The organism is Psychrobacillus antarcticus (assembly GCF_029533155.1).
Classification (GTDB): Bacteria; Bacillota; Bacilli; order Bacillales_A; family Planococcaceae; genus Psychrobacillus; species Psychrobacillus antarcticus.
Genome location: NZ_JAIZDB010000005.1, coordinates 103,340 through 120,973, shown reverse-complemented (window position 1 = coordinate 120,973; position 17,634 = coordinate 103,340). Strand labels below are relative to the sequence as shown.

The following is a 17,634-nucleotide window of genomic DNA, read 5'->3' as shown; positions in this document are numbered from 1 at the left end:
TTTTTCCCTTTATGCTCCGTACATTTACCGCTTGATTCCATTCGATTGAAAAGCGTTGGTACCGCTGAATAAAAGTATTCTTTTCCGCAAATTTCTTCCCACACTGACACACATATCTGCGTTTGCGATAAAAAATAATGGTAAGTCTTTCAAACACCTTTAAATGCTTGATTTTTTGTATTCTATAGTCATGAACTTTTCTTGTTCTGCTCTTACAAGTAGGACAGGCTTGAGAAGAAATGGGCATCTCCACATGGATACAAATTCGATCTTCCACTTGTTCCATTTTAGTAACTTGAACTTCTTCTAATCCTGGTAAAAACATGTTAAAATTCAATTGCACACATCTCCAATCTCTACTTGTTTCTCGACAATTCAAGTATAAAAGATTTGGAAGATGTCGTGCATTTTTTTATGCACTAAATTTTTTGTAGACCCCAACATTTATTGTAGAGCCTTTTTTTCAATATAACTATTCAGGATACATAGACTTTACCGAGAAGAACAATCAACTAAAGCGAGCGGTAACCGAACTAATTAAACAAATCTCTAGTCAAACTAATTTACTTGGATTAAATGCTTCGATCGAGGCTGCTCGTGCTAGCGAACATGGAAAGGTTTCGCAGTGGTTGCTGGAGAAGTCCAAAAGTTGTCCATGAATACGGCTCAAGCTGTCGAACAAATTGAACAAATATTGGAGGATATTAATCAGTCTGTGTTAAAGATTGTATCTAGTATTGATACAATGAGTAATAAAATACAAACACAAGCATCTGTTACGGAAGAAATCAATAACACTACAGAAACTATTAATGAAATGTCTACTCAATTACTGGTTTTAATTCAAAATCTAGACTGACTGAATGTATTTCCTGAGTTGAAGTGTTTCGACAGCAGAACATAACCAGCTTAATGTATTTTAAGCTGGTTTCATTTCTTCTATCAAGGTTTATTTGTCTGTACCGCTTTGTATTTGGTCCAACCGACATTATTTTTTGCTTGGTTAAATGTATCGAGTAATTCCTGTCCGAATAAACCCTTTGAACTAATAATAATAGATAACCGAGGAGGATCATCATGAACAAATTTATTGAAATCCCTACAACTTGTATTTCTGACTGTAATCAAGGCCTTAACAACATGGATGCATTTATTAAGCCACTAAAAGAGGAATATAAAATTGCTGGGAGAGCATTTACAGTCAAAATGCCGGTTGGAGATAATTTGACTGTACTGAGAGCAATCAGAGAAGCAAAGCCAGGAGATATTTTGGTGATTGATGCAAAAGGGGACACCTACAGAGCGATTGCTGGAGATTTCATCGTTGGTTTAGCACAAACTTTAGGAATCCAAGGGATTGTAACTGACGGTGCAGTCCGCGACATTGTAGGAATAAAAGAATTGAATTTCCCTGTTTTCTGTAAAGGGACAACTGTTGCTGCTTCAGGAAAAGCTGGATGGGGAGAGGTTAATGTACCGATTTCATGTGGCGGAACTAACGTGAATCCAGGAGACATAATTGTTGGAGATGCAGACGGAGTGGTTGTGGTGCAAAGCGAGAAAGAACTGGAAGTTTTAACAAAATCTATCGAAAAATTAGAATTTGATATCAAACGGTCAGAAAAAGTCTCTGGAAAAGTAGAGGAAGCAAAAAAATATCTGGATGATATGTTATCTAAGTAATTGAGTTAATTTCATAATTCTGAGCCCTTGCGTCTCTAAGCTTGAAATTAACTCAATTAAGAAAATATATTAGAAAAAAGGGGCTATCTAATAAGTCTCCACCTGTTTTTATGTTTTTACGAATTTTTCCCGAAAGTAGTTGAAGAATGCCTGATACTTTCAGTAGGTTGCGGACTAATGTGCCACAATCCCAAATTCTGTGTGGACCTTTTCGATGCCCCGCAGTAAAAAGCTGCGAAAAGACCGATTGGCCAAGAGTTACTGAATTCAATATCAAACTATTTTTACTGGTAGTTTTGTAGACGTATCGGTGTCTCCTCATATAATTAGATACTTTAGTCAGTAAAATACTCTTAGAAATATAGATTATAGATTTTTTTCTAAGAAAGTACTTTTTATTTCCTAAGAAAACGTAGATCTACTTTCTAAATTTGCAAAGCACATCAATTCCTTCAAGCTCCCATTTTCGGTTGAGTTTCTCTTCTGCCATCCGTGAAAGTGGGTCACCAGTGACCAAAAATAAACATTTAAATTATACAAATTACACATAATCCTCAACTTGTAGACCATTAACCACATGTAAGATCACATTTATTCCACTTAATACCAAAACGAGGAGTTAAAGTGTTGTACTTACGATGACTTTACTTCCAACTACTGTATCCAGTTAATAATTTGCAATATCAAAGGGTTGCCAATTGCTTTACTAGTCACTTATTCAATAAAGCTAGACTAAGGAAGTTTTTGGTACCATGATGTTAGATATGTTCACAGTAAGTATGTAATTTACTATATCAGAATAAATGTTTTTTGAATTTTAAAAATATTTTGACAAATGAGTGAAAACGTATACAATTATACAAAAGAGGCTAAATGCCACTTTAAACATTGTCAGGGGGAATATGGATGAAAAGTAAATGGTTATTATTTTTGATGTTGTCAGTACTATCGGTGTTATTAATTGCATGTAGTGATTCAAATGAAGGTGCGATAAGCAATGAGTCAGAAACTGCTGTAGCTACGGACAAGAATGAGGACGTTGGGTATGAACCTGAAAAACCGGTTGTGATTTATGCTCCAGGTGGTGCAGGTGGAGGTTTAGATACTACAGCTCGTGCAGTAACAAAGGTAATGGAACAAACAAAATTAGTGGCACAACCATTTTCAGTAGAAAATGTACCTGGAGGTGGGCAAACTACAGGTTTATCACAATTTATTACAAATGATCCAACTAATGAGGGGAAGCTATTATTACCTTCTGCACCAATTGTAATCAACTATCTTCGAAATGAAGCAGCAAGTCCTTATTCATATGCAGACATGAAACCGATTGCACAGTTGACGACAGATTATGGTGCAATTGTTGTAAAAGCGGATTCTCCTTACCAAACACTAGAAGAATTATATACAGCGATTAATGCAGATACATCATCGATTACATTTGCAGGTGGTTCCGGTGCTGGATCGATGGATCACATTATTGCCATGATGCCAGCAATTGAAGTTGGTACAGATCCAAAAGCAATTAAGTATATTTCATATGATGCTGGTGGTGATGCGATGGTTGCGCTATTAGGTGGTCACTCAGATGCATTAACTACAGGAATCTCAGAAGTCGGTCAATATTTAGAAGCGGGTGAGGTAAGGATATTAGGGGTTTCTTCTCCAGAACGTTTAGATGGTATTTTTAGCGAAGTTCTAACTTTCAAAGAATCAGGTTATGATGCAGAATTTACAAATTGGCGTGGATTATTTGCAGTAAAAGATATTTCTGATGAAGCGGTAAAATATTGGGAAGATCATATAGAGCAAATGGTTGAAACACCTGAATGGCAATCTGAACTTGAGAAAAATAGTTGGGGAAATGGCTTTAAAAAGAGCGATGATTTTACTGCTTATTTACAGGAACAAGATAAAGTAGTACTTAAAATTTTAAAAGAGATGGGTATGGCGAAATAATTTACAGATATATAAGGGAGAATTAAATGTATTCTCTCTTATATATCTAACTGTAATGTAAAGGAGGCTACTTATGAAAGCTACAACTGATCGGGGATTCGCATGCGTATTTTTGGTGATAGGCTTAGCATTTATAGTAGGTAGTAGGAGTTATGTTAGTACATCATATGGTAGTCAAGTAGGCTCTAATGTATTTCCGACAATGTTAGGAGTTTTAACTATTATTTTAAGTATTAAACTTTTTATAGAGACATTTCGGTATGAAAAAGAAAATAAGGCAGAGAAAGTTGATTTCGACTATAAAAAGTTTTTTATTATTTTAGTTGCAACATTTGCATATTGCTTACTCTTACGTCCCTTAGGTTATGTTATTACTACTTTCTTATTTCTTTTAATTGGCTTTCAAACAATTCAGCGTGGAAAAACTTGGATATCTGTTTTAATCGCGCTAATTATTTCTATTTCCGTGTATTACATTTTTGTGAAATTACTTAATGGAACTTTACCTAAATCCCCGGTATGGTTAGACTTCCTAAATTAGAGAGGTGATTTAAATGGACGTTTTAGAGTGGTTAGGGCTTGGATTCGAAACAGCCTTCCTATGGCATAATCTTGCTTTTGCATTTTTTGGTGTATTAATTGGGACAGCCGTAGGCGTATTACCAGGTATTGGCCCCGTAAGTGGTGTCGCGTTATTAATACCTATTACAACATCGATTACATCTTCCCTAAGCCCAACAGAAGCCGCGACTAGTGCAATTATTATGCTTGCTGGGGTTTATTATGGGGCAATGTATGGTGGTTCAACTACGTCAATCTTATTAAATACACCAGGTGAAGCAGCTTCGGTTGTAACAACATTAGATGGGTATCAAATGGCTAAAAAGGGGCGTGCAGGTGCTGCTTTATCCATTGCTGCAATTGGTTCATTTGTGGCAGGAATTGTCTCTCTTCTTGGATTAATATTATTAGCACGACCTCTATCGAAATTAGCAATCAATTTTGGACCGGCAGATTATACATCACTTATGATTCTAGGGTTATGTGCAGTGAGTGGATTAGCAGGTAAATCAATGACAAAAGCCTTATTAATGATGGTTTTAGGTTTACTAGTTGGTACAATTGGAATTGATTCTGTATCAGGTATTGCACGTTTTACATTTAATCAACCAAGTCTCTATGAAGGTATAGAATTTTTAACTGTTGCTGTTGGTTTATTTGCGCTAGGAGAAGTATTTAAGTCTATTATAGAACGTGATTATATTCATGGCAAAGCTGTGAAAGTTAACTCAATACTACCTAATAGGAAAGAATTTAAAGATAGTATCCCAGCGATTTTTCGAGGTTCCTTTATAGGCTTTTTAGTAGGCGTTTTACCAGGTGCGGGTGCATCTATAGCCGCTTTCTTTTCATATAGTTTAGAGAAAAAAGTAAGTAAAACACCTGAAAAATTTGGTACTGGGATGATTCAAGGAGTTGCCGGACCAGAATCAGCAAATAATGCAGCTGCTGGTGGTGCCATGATTCCGTTACTAACATTGGGAATTCCAGGTTCAGGAACAACAGCGATATTAATGGGTGCTCTAATTATGTATAACGTTCAACCAGGTCCTTTACTATTTGAAAAAAATCCAGAAGTAGCTTGGGGACTAATTGCTAGTATGTTTGTCGGAAATGTTATGTTGTTAATCTTAAATATGCCATTGGTTAAAGTGTTTGCGAAAGTTGTAGAAACGCCGCCAAAATATTTATTACCCTTAATCATAGCAATTTCTGTATTTGGAGTTTATGCTGTGCGCCTAACATTATTTGATCTAATGTTGTTAATAATATGCGGTATTCTAGGTTATATTTTCACGAGATTTGATTTTCCAGTGGCACCATTTGTCTTGGCTTTAGTACTAGGGACTATGCTGGAATACAATATGCGCAGAGCACTAACCATTTCTAATGGTAATTATTCATATTTTTTTAAAGAGCCAATGTCTGCAGCATTCTTAATTCTTGCAGCTTTATGGATCATTGTACCATTTGTACTAAAAATGAAAGGTAAAAAATTAATAGTTAACGAAGAAGGATAATATTAAAGAGGTGGAATCTATGAGTCAGTTTTCAGTACCAGCAATTGTATATAGAGGCGGTACAAGTAGAGGGGTTTTTTTTCATCAACATGACCTGCCAAAAGAACAAAGTGAAATGAAGCATATCTTTTATCATGCAATTGATTCTTATAATAGTTCACAAGTAAATGGTCTAGGCAGTGGTACTTCTCACACAAGTAAAATTGTTGTAATAGGGCCACCTACTCATTCAGATGCCAATGTGGATTATTCTTTTTATCAAATGGGCATTAGTCAGCGCATTGCAGATATAAAGGGGACATGTGGAAATTTAATGGCAGCGGTAGGTGCTTTTGCAGTAGATGAAGGGTTGGTAGACGTACCATACGGAGCGAATAGTGTTACAGTTTATGCATTTAATACTAACATCTCTAAGATCATTGAAATCACCGTACCAGTAACTGAAGGACAGGCAAAAGTAGTTGGTGATTTTCATATGCCTGGAATTGTAACAAAAGGTGCAAAATATATTGTCGATATTTTGCAACCAGGTGGAGGGAAAACAGGTAAAACTTTACCATTAGGCCCAACTCTTGCGATGGATATTCCAGCTTCATTTGTTGATATTGTTAATCCATTTCTATACTTAGCATTTAAAGATTTCGGATTTGAAGGGAAGCAATTAAAACAGCAGTTAGAGAACCAGACTGATGTGTTGGCAGAATTAAATGATCGTAGATGCGAAGCAGCTGTAATTGCCGGAATGGAAGTTTCGATTAATGAAGCAAAAAAATATCCAGCGGTACCTAAAGTTGCTTTAGTAGCGTCGCCACATGATTATGTTACAACATCTGGCATAGAAATAAAAAAAGAACAGTATGACATTTTTGCAACAATGTTATCTATGGGTAATGTACACAAAACATTTGCAGGTTCAGGTTTATATAACATAGCTGCTGCTGCGTTATTAAGTGGTACTATTCCAAATAAATTTTGTAGTTTACCATCATCTGCAGAAAAAGTACGAGTTGCCCATGCAGACGGTATCGTAGAAGTTAGAGTTAAATTAAATGAAGCTTATACAGATGTAACAGCAGTTGGATTAGAACGTACAGCAAGACGCATTATGAAGGGGAATATTTTTATCACAAAATCTACGTATATGGAGGTATTGTAAGAATGGATATAATTTCTCAAAGCTTAGCTAACTTTTCTAGAAGAATAAGTTATTCGTCTTTACATCCGAACGTTATTTTAGAAGTAAATCGGCGCATACTAGATACACTAGGTTGTTTAGTAGCCGGATACGATAGCCATGCATCGAGTGTAGCTCGTAAGTTTTCTCTCCAATATCCAGATCCAAATGGCGCAACGGTAATTGGTACAAATCAAAAAGTAATTTCGGAATATGCAACATTAGCAAATGGTGGCGCAATTCGTTACTTAGATTTTAATGATACATATTTATCGATCGAACCATTACATCCATCCGATGTTATTGCACCTTTACTGGCATTGAGTGAACAATATGACATCTCTATTGAAAAGCTTACCACATCGATTGCAATTAGTTATGAAATAGGTGTGCTATTTTGTGATGCCGCTAGCTTAAAGAAAAACGGGTGGGATCACGTTAATTATATTACACTTGCAACAGTTGTTGGGGCAAGTCACTTATTAGAATTAACAGAGCGAGAAACGGTTAATGCAATAGCGCTAGCGATTGTTCCGCATGCAGCAATGCGCCAAACTCGTAATGGAGAAATTAGTGAATGGAAAGGGATAGCGGCAGCTAATGCAGCTAAAAATGCAGTTTTCGCAGTTAAACTTGCTAAATCAGGAATGTCTGGTCCTTTTGAGGCATTACAAGGTTCAATGGGGATGAATGCTTTATTGTTAAATAGTAAACTATCAATTGAAGAAGTAGCTGATATGATTAATAGCATTGATTCACCCAATGCTATTACACGAACATATATAAAAAATTGGGCTGTAGAATATATGACACAAAGTGCTATTGAAGCCACATTGAAAATTCGAGAGCATGTGTCTTCCTTAAATGATATTGAAAAAATAGAAATAGAAACGTTTCAACTAGCTTATGATGTGTTAGCAAAAGACACACAAAAGTGGAATCCTAAAACCCGTGAAACTGCGGATCATTCTTTACCGTATATTGTTGTTGTGGCATTAGAAGATGGAAAAATTGATTTAAATACATTTAGTGATGAACGCTTAAAAAATGAACAAACTTTAGAGCGAATCAAAAACATTGTAACCGTCCGTGTTACAGAAGAAATGGAAAATGGGTATCCAGCCGGTAATCCTAATAAAATTACGATTCAATTTAAAAATGGTTTAGTTGTGAGTGAAATGGTATCTAAACCTTTAGGCCATTCTAGTAACCCAATGAGTAATGAACAAATCATTGAAAAATTTAACCGTATTACACAAGGGAAATTGACAGAAACTCAACAAAAAAGAGTGGTTGATTTTGTCTTAAATTTTCAGAATCAATCTTCATTACATGAGGTTTTTAATGCATTATTACTTCAACAGGAGGTAACTCTATGAGTTGGTTATTACAGAATAGAGATCAAAGTCCAAGCAGTCGATTTAGAGAAATATTAAATAATCCAGGAGTAATAAAAGTTCCTGGTGCCCATGATGGTCTAAGTGCTATTTTAGCTAAAAAAACAGGGTTTGAAGTTTTATATTTATCAGGAGGAGCGTTTTCTGCAAGTAAAGGAATTCCAGACGTAGGCTTAGTGACGTTAAGTGAATTGGCAGAAAAAACAAAAGAACTATATCGAGCAACGAATATACCAATTTTAGTGGACATAGACACTGGTTTCGGTAGCATACTTAATGTTATTCGAACAATTCGGGAGCTAGAAGAATCTGGGGCAGCTGCTGTTCAAATTGAAGATCAAGATTTACCTAAAAAATGTGGGCATTTAAATGGTAAAATTCTCATAAGTGAAGAAGAAATGGTCCAAAAAATTCAAGCATGTCGACAAGCAAGTAAAGATATGGTGATTGTTGCTCGAACTGATGCTTTTTCAGTAGAGGGGATGGAACAGGCAATCAAACGAGCTAAGGCGTATGAAAAAGCTGGGGCAGATATTATTTTTCCAGAAGCTCTGAGGACGAAAGAAGATTTTATTCAGTTTTCAAAGGAAATTAGCATACCCTTATTAGCAAATATGACTGAATTTGGGAAGACACCATATTATTCAGCTAAACAATTTGAAGAATGGGGATATAAATTAATTATATATCCTGTATCTTCTTTACGTGTGGCTGCTTATGCGGTGGAAGAACTATTTAAAGATATATATAACAAAGGTACACAAGTAGACCAAGTTAAAAACATGCAAACGCGTGAGGACTTGTATCAAACAATTGAATATTATGCTTATGAAGATTTAGATAATACGATTGCAAAAACGGTATTAGAATCTCAAAAAGGATAAGTAGGTGACGAATTGCTAGATAATCAGAAGTATAAAGAGCTTTCTTCTTTAAATATTAATAACCAATTTTATAGCTATTACGATATTAAAAGATTTAAAGATAGTGTGAAATTACCATATTCGATTCGCTTATTATTAGAAGGTGCTCTACGTAATTATGATGAGGTTAATGTGACAATAGAGCATATAGAGCAACTTATCAACTGGGAGACGAATAATGGTGGAGAAGTTGAAATTCCATTTGTTCCGGGGCGTGTTATTTTCCAAGATTATACTGGCATCCCGGCGATTGTAGATTTAGCAGCGCTCCGATCTAAAATGAAAGAGTTGGGAGACGATCCCAAAAAGATAAATCCAAAAGTACGTGTGGATTTAGTAATTGATCATTCATTAATTGTGGAGAGCTCAAGTAATTCAGATGCACTCCACAAAAATTTAGACATTGAATACAAACGAAATCAAGAACGTTACAGCTTTGTTAGATGGGCACAACAAGCATTTGAAAATTTTTATGTTGTGCCACCTGGTTCTGGAATTGTTCATCAGGTAAATTTGGAATATTTAGCATCGAGTGTTCTACAAAAAGAGAATCTTTTATATCCAGATACATTAGTTGGTACGGATTCACATACAACAATGATTAATGGTTTAGGTATTGTTGGATGGGGAGTTGGAGGTATTGAAGCAGAAGCTGCTATGTTAGGCTTACCTCTGTATTTGTTAAATCCTGAAGTAATTGGTATTAAAATTACTGGTGCATTGGCAGAAGGAGTAACTGCAACAGATTTAGCCTTAACTATTACAGAAATGCTTAGGAAAACAGGGGTAGTAGGAAAATTTGTAGAGTATTTCGGCGATGGACTATCTCATCTTTCATTAGCAGACCGTGCTACAATTGCAAATATGGCACCAGAGTATGGTGCAACATTATCATTTTTCCCATTTGACTATATTACTGAACAATACTTACTACAAACTGGTAGGACAGAGGCCGCTATTTTAGCGAGTCATTACCATAAAGCGCAGGGGTTATACAGAGAAGATGGTGAAGAGGATCCTATATACACAAGTAAAATAGTTCTTGATTTAACTACAATTGAGCCAAGTTTAGCGGGGCCAAAGCGTCCGCAAGATCGAGTGCCATTGACAGAAATGAAACATTCTTTCCAAAGAAGTTTAAAAGCTTCTATTGAAGATAGAGGTTATTCATTAACAGAACTAGAAATAAAAAATCAAGGTGAATATTTAAAACATGGTGATGTTGTTCTTGCGGCCATTACGAGTTGTACGAATACATCTAATCCTTCTGTTATGATTGCCGCAGGGCTTGTTGCTAAGAGAGCAAATAGTTTAGGATTAAAGATTCCTTCTTATGTAAAAACTTCTTTGACACCAGGTTCAAAGATGGTTGAACATTACTTGAAAAAATTAGGTCTTTTAGATTGCCTAGAGAAACTTGGATTTTACATTGATGGTTTTGGTTGTGGCGCTTGTTGTGGAAATAGTGGTCCACTCAATGAAAAATATGAGAAAGACATTCATATGAATAATTTAGTTGTTAGTTCAGTTTTAAGTGGAAATAGAAATTTTGAAGGTCGTATTCATCCATCGATTAAAGCAAATTATTTAGCTTCACCTCCACTAGTTGTCCTTTATGCTCTTGCTGGGACTACAAATATTGATATTTGTAAAGAAGCGATTGGAACAGATAGTAAGGGGAATAAAGTGTATTTTAAAGACCTTTGGCCATCGAGTGAAGAAATAGAAAAATGCCAAACAGAAGTTGTAAATTTATTGAGTTACAAAGAGCAATATAGAACAGTACACTCACATGAAAAATGGGAAGAAATTGAGTATCCAGAAGGTGATACTTTCTCTTGGGATATACAATCAACATATATACAAAAATCACCATTTCTAGATTTACAAAACCGTAGTCATGAAGAAGGATATTTAAATAATTTATACCCTTTATTAGTTTTGGGCGATTCAATTACAACAGATCATATTTCTCCAGCTGGAAACATTCAACGAAAAAGCCCCGCGGGACATTATCTATTGGAACGCGAAATTCCATCTAATGAATTCAATTCGTATGGTGCTCGTAGAGGTAATCATGAACTAATGGTAAGAGGAACATTTGCCAATATTAGAATTCGTAATAAACTATTGGACAATGTAGAAGGTGGCTATACAAAATTTCTCCCCACGCAAGAAGTAATGTCAATATATGAAGCAACTGAAAAATACAAGCAGCTTCAAATTGGTCTCTTTATTGTTGCTGGAAAGGAATATGGCACAGGAAGTTCTCGAGATTGGGCAGCAAAGGGTACTAAGTTATTAGGAGTACGATTAGTTCTGGCAGAAAGTTTTGAACGAATTCATAGAAGTAACTTAGTGGGAATGGGAATTTTACCAATTACTTATGCTGAGGATGAAATTCCTTATGTATTTACTGGTGAAGAAACTATACAATTGAAATTAAGTCAACCAACATTACACGCTAAACAATGTACATTATTAAATATTATAAAAGCAGATGGAACAAATAGTGAAAAACGGGTTATTATTAGATTAGATAATAGTGTGGAAGTAGAAACCTATTTAAAAGGGGGTCTTCTTCCTTATATTATAAGTGAAATAAAAACAACGGTATAAGGAATGATTAAATGTTCGAAAAAGCGAAAAGAAAATCTACTAGTGATATTGTTTATCATGAAATTCGAAGAAAAATTGTAGAATGGTACTTTGAGCCATTAGAACATTTATTAGAAGAACAGTTAGTTGAACAATTTTCTGTTAGTCGAACCCCGCTACGTCAGGCTTTATATCGTTTGGAACTTGAAGGATTGGTGTTTAAAGCGTCTAATGGAAGAATACATGTAACAGATATTACTCTAAGGCATGCAAAAGAGATTTATTGTGCACGTGAGGTATTAGAAGGTGCATTAGCTCGTGAAGCAAGTATGCGCATTACTCAACTGGAGCTACAGCAGTTATATGATAAAATCTACTTAATGAAACTAGCTGCTTCTGAAAATAGAATAATGGATATTGTAAAATATGGGACCGAATTTCATGAGTTGATTCATCAGTTAAGTGAAAATGAAACAATGATGCGCTTCATTGAACAAATTGATCATCATATTAATCGATACAGAAGAATTGGTGGTAAATTTAATCCTTATTACGACCCAAATCGACCTATTCTTGAACATGAGGAAATATATAAAGCATTTCTTACTGGGAATGCTGATTTAGTAGAATCTGTTATGCGAGAACATATTCGAAATAGCTATACTACAACACTGTTAGCAATCGAGAGTTATGTGCCCAAATAAGTACTTTTTTATTGTAAATATAGACTAATCAGCCCAATAAGTCCTTATAAATTCGGGTACTTATGAATAGATAAAAAAGTATTCTTTTGAGTAAAATAAAACATTTTAATTTATAAAAAAAGCTAGGGTAGTTACTACTCTTGCTTTTTCTTTGACATCGATTAAAAATCTTCGGACCCTTTTCACTTAAATCAATAAGCAGAATTAATTTAACCCGGAGTGGGCGCCGTATAGAATACTAGAATTTTATAATATAAAAATCAAATATTAAATCGTGGGTCCCCAAATTATTAAAGAATTTCCTCTATATAACCATTCTTCATACTCTTTGGCTATTTTATATAAAGTTGTTTTTGAACCCAATTTCTTGCATTGCTTTTACTGCAGCAATCTCTCCTGATTTTCAACGATCATATGCCTCTTGAAACTCTTCTGTTACCGTAACCTTAGGATGTCCAATTCATTTACAGTATTAATTTTGTGTTCAGGTGTGAGGATAGTACGTAAGAATTAATTTCAAAGCTACTCAATTAAACTTTTGAAAAACATATATAATTGAATACATACGTGCCACTTTTAGGTACACAATATAAATCCAAAATCAAACAGAGCCTCCAAGATGTTTAACAATTAGAAGGTGGTCGAGTTGCTCTCTGTTCTTGGAATTTTTATGGGTATTTCCGGATTTAGAGACAAAAGCTGCAGGGCAGCAAGATAGAGAAGTTGGCCGCCTGGCATAATTGCATTTCCCCTTACAGCAATTTTTTTTAGGAATAGCAGTGAATACAGTTGCAACGGAACCCATTGTAACAACCCAATCACCCGACTCTAAAACGACAATCAACTTCTACAGATTAAATGGTGGTGCAGCTACCTCAGGAAAAGTAAATGGTCCTCTTTGGTTCAAGAAGAATATCTACTATGATGACAAGATGGACAAAGCAGATGTGGTTTGGACAAATAACCATATTATCACAATCAACAATCACACTTTGAACTTGGATAAAGGGGAAACTTTTTCAGTTTAAAAATTCTTTAAAATACGATATTCTCAATGTTGACCATAAATTTTTACTATTCCTTAATGTACCACCATTTCAATATGGGTAAAATCACAATATAGATAAAAAGCATTCTAAACAATTGGAATATTGTTACTTGGGTAGCATCTGCATGAACAGCAGTTGCGATTAATCCCATCTGATCCATGCCACCAGGAGCTGTACTTAAATAACTCGTTTTAAAATCCATGTCAAATAAATAGACCATAACTTCGGCAATTCCAAACGTCAGTGCCAGTAGTAATAAGGCACTCAGTACGGCACTTATTAAAATAGAATTCTTTAAACGTATTGCTTGTGGTTTTATCATTAATCCAATATAAGCACCAATCGCCACCTGAGCAATATGTAAAAATAAATCATTCATTGCTACTGGTTCCAGAGGAGTAAAGCTAAGTAATAGCCCTAAAATAACAGGTGTTAAAAAATATGGTACGGGAAGGTGTAACTTCTTCCCGAAAGGTATAACTAAAAAGCCAAGAAAAATAATTAACAGATTATACAAATAATGAGGAGTTTCAATGGTTACTACTGTGTTAGTCTGATTTGTTACTGAGACAATAAAGGGAATAAATCCGACAACGGAAATGACACGGACGACATGAAAAAATGTCACGACAGTTACATCCAGATTTTTTTGTTCTTCCGCAAAAACTACTAACTGGGAGAGTCCACCTGGAATACTAGCTGTAATTGCAGTAGGCAGAGAGATATTTGTAAATCGATGGACGATATATGCTAACAAAAAACAAAATATGCTAAGAAAAGTATTGAAAATGAGCATAAAAACCAGTGAATGTTTCATCGATAACAAAATTTCTAAAGTAAACAGTTGTCCAATCGAAGTTCCGACAATGGCTAGCCCGATATTTCTAAAAAAAGCTGGCCACTGATAAGGAACTTTGAGCAGAAACTGGGATAAAAGGACACCGAATAGGGAGCCCAGCATCCATGGCATCGGAAAGGAGAGGAGATTAAAAATACCAACACCTAACAAAGCCACTAAAAACACTGTTAAAATTGGTAAAACTATACGCAAATGGCTCACCCTTTCGTTTTAGATACTAATCGCCCCTCTAAAAATATCGCTGTAGATTCCTCTGATAACGATTCTGTCCAGGGAGAACTTAAATCAGGATAGACGATACGTGCAAAGGAATCCACTTTTCCTTCAAAAAGAATCCTATCTAAAACAGTATAGAAAGATATCTCGCCGTTTGCCAGTATGTTTATTGCATGGTGATATTCATGTGCAACTACATACTTTAACATATTTTCACTAAAGGAAGTGCCTATCTGGAGTATCATATATCCTTATCGTTATATGATACTCCCTCCATTTTATTAATGACAAAGTTATCTTCAAATCTTAGAGGCATAATATATATGTTTTTATCTCCACCTAGTTGATGTTCTGCGAACTTCTTCTGTTCATTTCCACCGACACTTCTTCTTGAAGATCTAGAGCTTCAAAGAATGCTTTAGGCATTTTTATTTGTCGTTGTTTGGAAATACAGCTGTTGGTCTAATACTTGTATTAATTCTTCTAAGAAAATTTCACGTGGGTATTGGAATTCTAAATCATTAATAAATACAGTTGGAACCATTTTAACTCCTCGTTCAATTGCTTCTGAAATGACTTGAAGACTAATTTCAATGTTTTGCTCTTCTTCTTTCAATCCATAACTATGTTCAATATATTTTTTAATCCCATGACTTGAAAGTTTATCCCATGTTTCCTGTTCTTTGAATAAAGACTTAATGTTATCTAATGTTTTTGCAGGATTATTATAGTCTAAGTTGAGGTTAATTAGCGCTCCCGGTAAGAGCATTTCTCGTGGTTTATCATAATGCTTTACAATCAATTCAACTTTGTTCTCATTTATGTATGGTTGAAGTGCTCCATCTACTAGTTCATAGAAGGATGCGCAATAAGGACAAGCTAGGTTTAAAAACACCTCCATTTTTATTCTTGCTTCTGCATTGCCTAACGTTAAATGTGAATTCTTTATTGTGACCAATATATAAACCTTCTTCCTTTTATTTTTTGAAAATTCCAACTCACACTCTAACTCTAACTAAACTGATAGGAATTGTAAATCTCTTTTCAGAAATGTATTTCTGAAATTTCCGATAGTGGAGACTATTAAAATCCAAAAGTTACAGATGAAATTTATTTAACGACCGTTTTCAAGATAAAATAGGCAAGGGGCAGTCCTAAAAGGGTTATTTTAGCCACTTATAATAAATATTGAAAACGCAAGAATGTAATTAAATCAACATTCTTGCGTTTTGATTTTGAACAGTTTTTAATTCTAGAATATTCGGTTGTCGATTTTTATGTTACGAAGTTTGTATTGTTACACTAAACCAGGTTCTTAATTTTTCAAAGGGACAATTCCATGTCTCCTGTTTTTTGGATTGAAATTATAAGGAATTACGAAACTCTTTAACCTTATTCATAAATTCTTTAACGCGTACTATATCTACATGGTTTTCAAATTTCCCATCATATTTAAAAGTGGTACCTGTAACAGCACCATCTGCAACACTTAATTGTTCTTCCAGATTAGATAAACGTACACCTGTATTTGCAAATAGAACTGTATCAGGAACAATATCTTTAACTTTTTTCAATAACTGTGAATCAGTTTGAGCACCGGCTGTTAGTCCAGACACACATAAAGCATCAGGACGATTATTAAATACTGTTGACTTTGCAATACTCTCAATACTTCTGTCGGCTAGATATCTGGCAGCTTCAGGTACTATATTAAATAATAGTTTTACATTTTCTGCACCTATTCTATACTGATGTCTGATAGTTTCACCCACATTAGTGTTCCATGTACCGAAATCACTTGCATATACTCCAGTGAAAATTTCTCGTACAAACGTGGCACCTGTTGCGGCAGCTAAATCTAAAGATTTTTTAGCATCCCAAAGTACATTAACACCAAAAGGAACTTTAATTTCTGATTTTAATTCCCCAATAATTCTGGCCATAGCTACTACAGTTTCGGTTTTAACATCTGTAAGATATGGCAAACTAAATTCATTGGAAAACATAATAGCATCGACGCCACCATCTTGTAGCGCATGCAAATCCTTTCTTGCCATTTCAACTACGTAATCCATTCCCTTTTCCTTATCAAAGTAAGGATCACCTGGTAATGGTAAAAGGTGACACATTGCAATTATTGCTTTTTCAGTACCGATTACTTCTTTTAACCATGTCATAATATATTAACCTCATTTCTAATTTTATTAAACTGTTCTACTACTTTGGAATGTAAATTAGCATTTGCAATTAAAACTTGTGTAGATGGATGATCTAAAACTTCTCCTTTTAAATCGCTTACAATAGCCCCTGCCTCTTTGCAGATTAGAATACCTGCAGCCGTATCCCAGTATTCTAAACCTTGTTCCCAAAAAATATCTATTTTACCACTTGCTACTTGACACATATCTAAGGCAGCTGCACCAATACAACGAACTGTTAAAGCTAATGGGGTTAAGGTACTCCATTCGACCAAATTTGTTTTCGAAGGATTTGTAAATGTATAAGGAAATCCAGAAGCAATAACGGATTTATTTAATTCTTTAACATCACTTACTGAAATTTTAATATCATTACAATACGCACCTTGTTCTTTTATTGCAGAAAATAGTTCATTTGAATGCGGACTATAAACTACACCCAGAACAAGCTGGTTTTTAGCATCTACTAAAGCAAGTGATATGCACCATCTGGGAATTGATCTACTAAAGTTTACGGTTCCATCTAAAGGATCCAAATACCATCTTCTTTTGTTTTTTGCAGATTCTCCACTTAAATTGAGGCTTTCTTCACTTATAATATTGTCTTTTGGAAAGTGCTTTATTAATTCATTAATAATGTAGGTTTCTGAGGCTTTGTCCGCCATTGTAACTGGATTTATTATTCCTTTCCATTGAATGTCTAATGGTTGTTTCCAGTTTAATAGGATTTGTCCGGCTTGAGAGAGGATATGTTTAATGACTTTAAGTTCTTCTGAATAATTTTGCATATAGC

General features: G+C 34.9%; 16 protein-coding genes and 1 pseudogene. 11 read left to right on the top strand and 6 right to left on the bottom strand.

Annotated features, from left to right (window positions below):
- Nucleotides 1-337: transposase family protein (locus LDK52_RS04025; protein WP_277584660.1), on the bottom strand; the 337-nt coding region annotated here is incomplete at its 3' end.
- Nucleotides 338-533: 196 nt separating this feature from the next.
- Here LDK52_RS04025 and LDK52_RS20065 point away from each other — a divergent pair.
- The 11 genes and pseudogenes from LDK52_RS20065 to LDK52_RS03965 all read left to right on the top strand — a co-directional run.
- A pseudogene (locus LDK52_RS20065) lies at nucleotides 534-859 on the top strand (methyl-accepting chemotaxis protein); the annotation flags it as partial.
- 218 nt (nucleotides 860-1,077) lie between these two features.
- Nucleotides 1,078-1,683 (top strand): RraA family protein, encoded by a 606-nt coding sequence (locus LDK52_RS04010; protein ID WP_277584659.1) that lies wholly within the window; start codon nucleotides 1,078-1,080, stop codon nucleotides 1,681-1,683.
- Between the two features lie 906 nt (nucleotides 1,684-2,589).
- A complete protein-coding gene (locus tag LDK52_RS04005) occupies nucleotides 2,590-3,642 on the top strand; it encodes a tripartite tricarboxylate transporter substrate binding protein (RefSeq protein WP_277584658.1) in 1,053 nt (350 codons plus the stop codon).
- 73 nt (nucleotides 3,643-3,715) lie between these two features.
- Nucleotides 3,716-4,183, top strand: a complete 468-nt coding sequence (locus LDK52_RS04000; RefSeq protein ID WP_277584657.1) for a tripartite tricarboxylate transporter TctB family protein — start codon at nucleotides 3,716-3,718, stop codon at nucleotides 4,181-4,183.
- A gap of 13 nt (nucleotides 4,184-4,196) precedes the next feature.
- Nucleotides 4,197-5,723, top strand: a complete 1,527-nt coding sequence (locus LDK52_RS03995) for a tripartite tricarboxylate transporter permease (RefSeq protein ID WP_277584656.1) — start codon at nucleotides 4,197-4,199, stop codon at nucleotides 5,721-5,723.
- 19 nt (nucleotides 5,724-5,742) lie between these two features.
- Nucleotides 5,743-6,879, top strand: coding sequence for a PrpF domain-containing protein (locus LDK52_RS03990; protein WP_277584655.1), 1,137 nt, complete (start codon nucleotides 5,743-5,745; stop codon nucleotides 6,877-6,879).
- Nucleotides 6,880-6,881: 2 nt separating this feature from the next.
- The gene (locus tag LDK52_RS03985) at nucleotides 6,882-8,276 is read left to right on the top strand and encodes an MmgE/PrpD family protein (protein ID WP_277584654.1); all 1,395 of its coding nucleotides are present in this window, start codon (nucleotides 6,882-6,884) and stop codon (nucleotides 8,274-8,276) included.
- On the top strand, nucleotides 8,273-9,178 hold the full coding sequence (gene prpB / locus LDK52_RS03980; protein WP_277584653.1) for a methylisocitrate lyase: 906 nt from the start codon (nucleotides 8,273-8,275) through the stop codon (nucleotides 9,176-9,178). Before LDK52_RS03985 ends, prpB begins: the two co-directional genes overlap by 4 nt.
- Before the next feature lie 12 nt (nucleotides 9,179-9,190).
- Entirely contained in the window at nucleotides 9,191-11,836 is a 2,646-nt protein-coding gene (gene acnA / locus LDK52_RS03975; RefSeq protein ID WP_277584652.1) for an aconitate hydratase AcnA, read from the top strand.
- A gap of 11 nt (nucleotides 11,837-11,847) precedes the next feature.
- On the top strand, nucleotides 11,848-12,519 hold the full coding sequence (locus tag LDK52_RS03970) for a GntR family transcriptional regulator (protein WP_277584651.1): 672 nt from the start codon (nucleotides 11,848-11,850) through the stop codon (nucleotides 12,517-12,519).
- A 779-nt stretch (nucleotides 12,520-13,298) separates the two neighbouring features.
- Nucleotides 13,299-13,547 carry a DUF5412 family protein gene (locus tag LDK52_RS03965; RefSeq protein ID WP_277584650.1) on the top strand — a complete coding sequence of 83 codons (249 nt, stop codon included), beginning with the start codon at nucleotides 13,299-13,301 and terminating at the stop codon, nucleotides 13,545-13,547.
- Nucleotides 13,548-13,593: 46 nt separating this feature from the next.
- On the opposite strand, the gene LDK52_RS03960 is transcribed toward LDK52_RS03965, so the two are convergent.
- From LDK52_RS03960 to LDK52_RS03940, 5 genes are all read right to left on the bottom strand, one after another.
- A complete protein-coding gene (locus LDK52_RS03960; protein WP_407081778.1) occupies nucleotides 13,594-14,619 on the bottom strand; it encodes an AbrB family transcriptional regulator in 1,026 nt (341 codons plus the stop codon).
- Nucleotides 14,620-14,624: 5 nt separating this feature from the next.
- Nucleotides 14,625-14,888: a DUF2268 domain-containing putative Zn-dependent protease gene (locus LDK52_RS03955; RefSeq protein WP_277584648.1), complete on the bottom strand. Its 264-nt coding sequence runs from the start codon at nucleotides 14,886-14,888 to the stop codon at nucleotides 14,625-14,627.
- Nucleotides 14,889-15,061: 173 nt separating this feature from the next.
- Nucleotides 15,062-15,601: a thioredoxin domain-containing protein gene (locus LDK52_RS03950; RefSeq protein ID WP_277584647.1), complete on the bottom strand. Its 540-nt coding sequence runs from the start codon at nucleotides 15,599-15,601 to the stop codon at nucleotides 15,062-15,064.
- A gap of 406 nt (nucleotides 15,602-16,007) precedes the next feature.
- Nucleotides 16,008-16,820, bottom strand: a complete 813-nt coding sequence (locus LDK52_RS03945; protein ID WP_277584646.1) for a BtpA/SgcQ family protein — start codon at nucleotides 16,818-16,820, stop codon at nucleotides 16,008-16,010.
- Nucleotides 16,817-17,629, bottom strand: a complete 813-nt coding sequence (locus tag LDK52_RS03940) for an inositol monophosphatase family protein (RefSeq protein WP_277584645.1) — start codon at nucleotides 17,627-17,629, stop codon at nucleotides 16,817-16,819. Before LDK52_RS03940 ends, LDK52_RS03945 begins: the two co-directional genes overlap by 4 nt.
- Nucleotides 17,630-17,634: the final 5 nt, after the last annotated feature.

What these genes read in the sequence shown, in the direction of transcription:
- LDK52_RS04010 (WP_277584659.1), top strand. Translation starts at nt 1,078, where the DNA reads ATGAACAAATTTATTGAAATCCCTACAACTTGTATTTCTGACTGTAAT.
- LDK52_RS04005 (WP_277584658.1), top strand. Translation starts at nt 2,590, where the DNA reads ATGAAAAGTAAATGGTTATTATTTTTGATGTTGTCAGTACTATCGGTG.
- LDK52_RS04000 (WP_277584657.1), top strand. Translation starts at nt 3,716, where the DNA reads ATGAAAGCTACAACTGATCGGGGATTCGCATGCGTATTTTTGGTGATA.
- LDK52_RS03995 (WP_277584656.1), top strand. Translation starts at nt 4,197, where the DNA reads ATGGACGTTTTAGAGTGGTTAGGGCTTGGATTCGAAACAGCCTTCCTA.
- LDK52_RS03990 (WP_277584655.1), top strand. Translation starts at nt 5,743, where the DNA reads ATGAGTCAGTTTTCAGTACCAGCAATTGTATATAGAGGCGGTACAAGT.
- LDK52_RS03985 (WP_277584654.1), top strand. Translation starts at nt 6,882, where the DNA reads ATGGATATAATTTCTCAAAGCTTAGCTAACTTTTCTAGAAGAATAAGT.
- prpB (WP_277584653.1), top strand. Translation starts at nt 8,273, where the DNA reads ATGAGTTGGTTATTACAGAATAGAGATCAAAGTCCAAGCAGTCGATTT.
- LDK52_RS03970 (WP_277584651.1), top strand. Translation starts at nt 11,848, where the DNA reads ATGTTCGAAAAAGCGAAAAGAAAATCTACTAGTGATATTGTTTATCAT.
- LDK52_RS03955 (WP_277584648.1), bottom strand. Translation starts at nt 14,888, where the DNA reads ATGATACTCCAGATAGGCACTTCCTTTAGTGAAAATATGTTAAAGTAT.
- LDK52_RS03945 (WP_277584646.1), bottom strand. Translation starts at nt 16,820, where the DNA reads ATGACATGGTTAAAAGAAGTAATCGGTACTGAAAAAGCAATAATTGCA.
- LDK52_RS03940 (WP_277584645.1), bottom strand. Translation starts at nt 17,629, where the DNA reads ATGCAAAATTATTCAGAAGAACTTAAAGTCATTAAACATATCCTCTCT.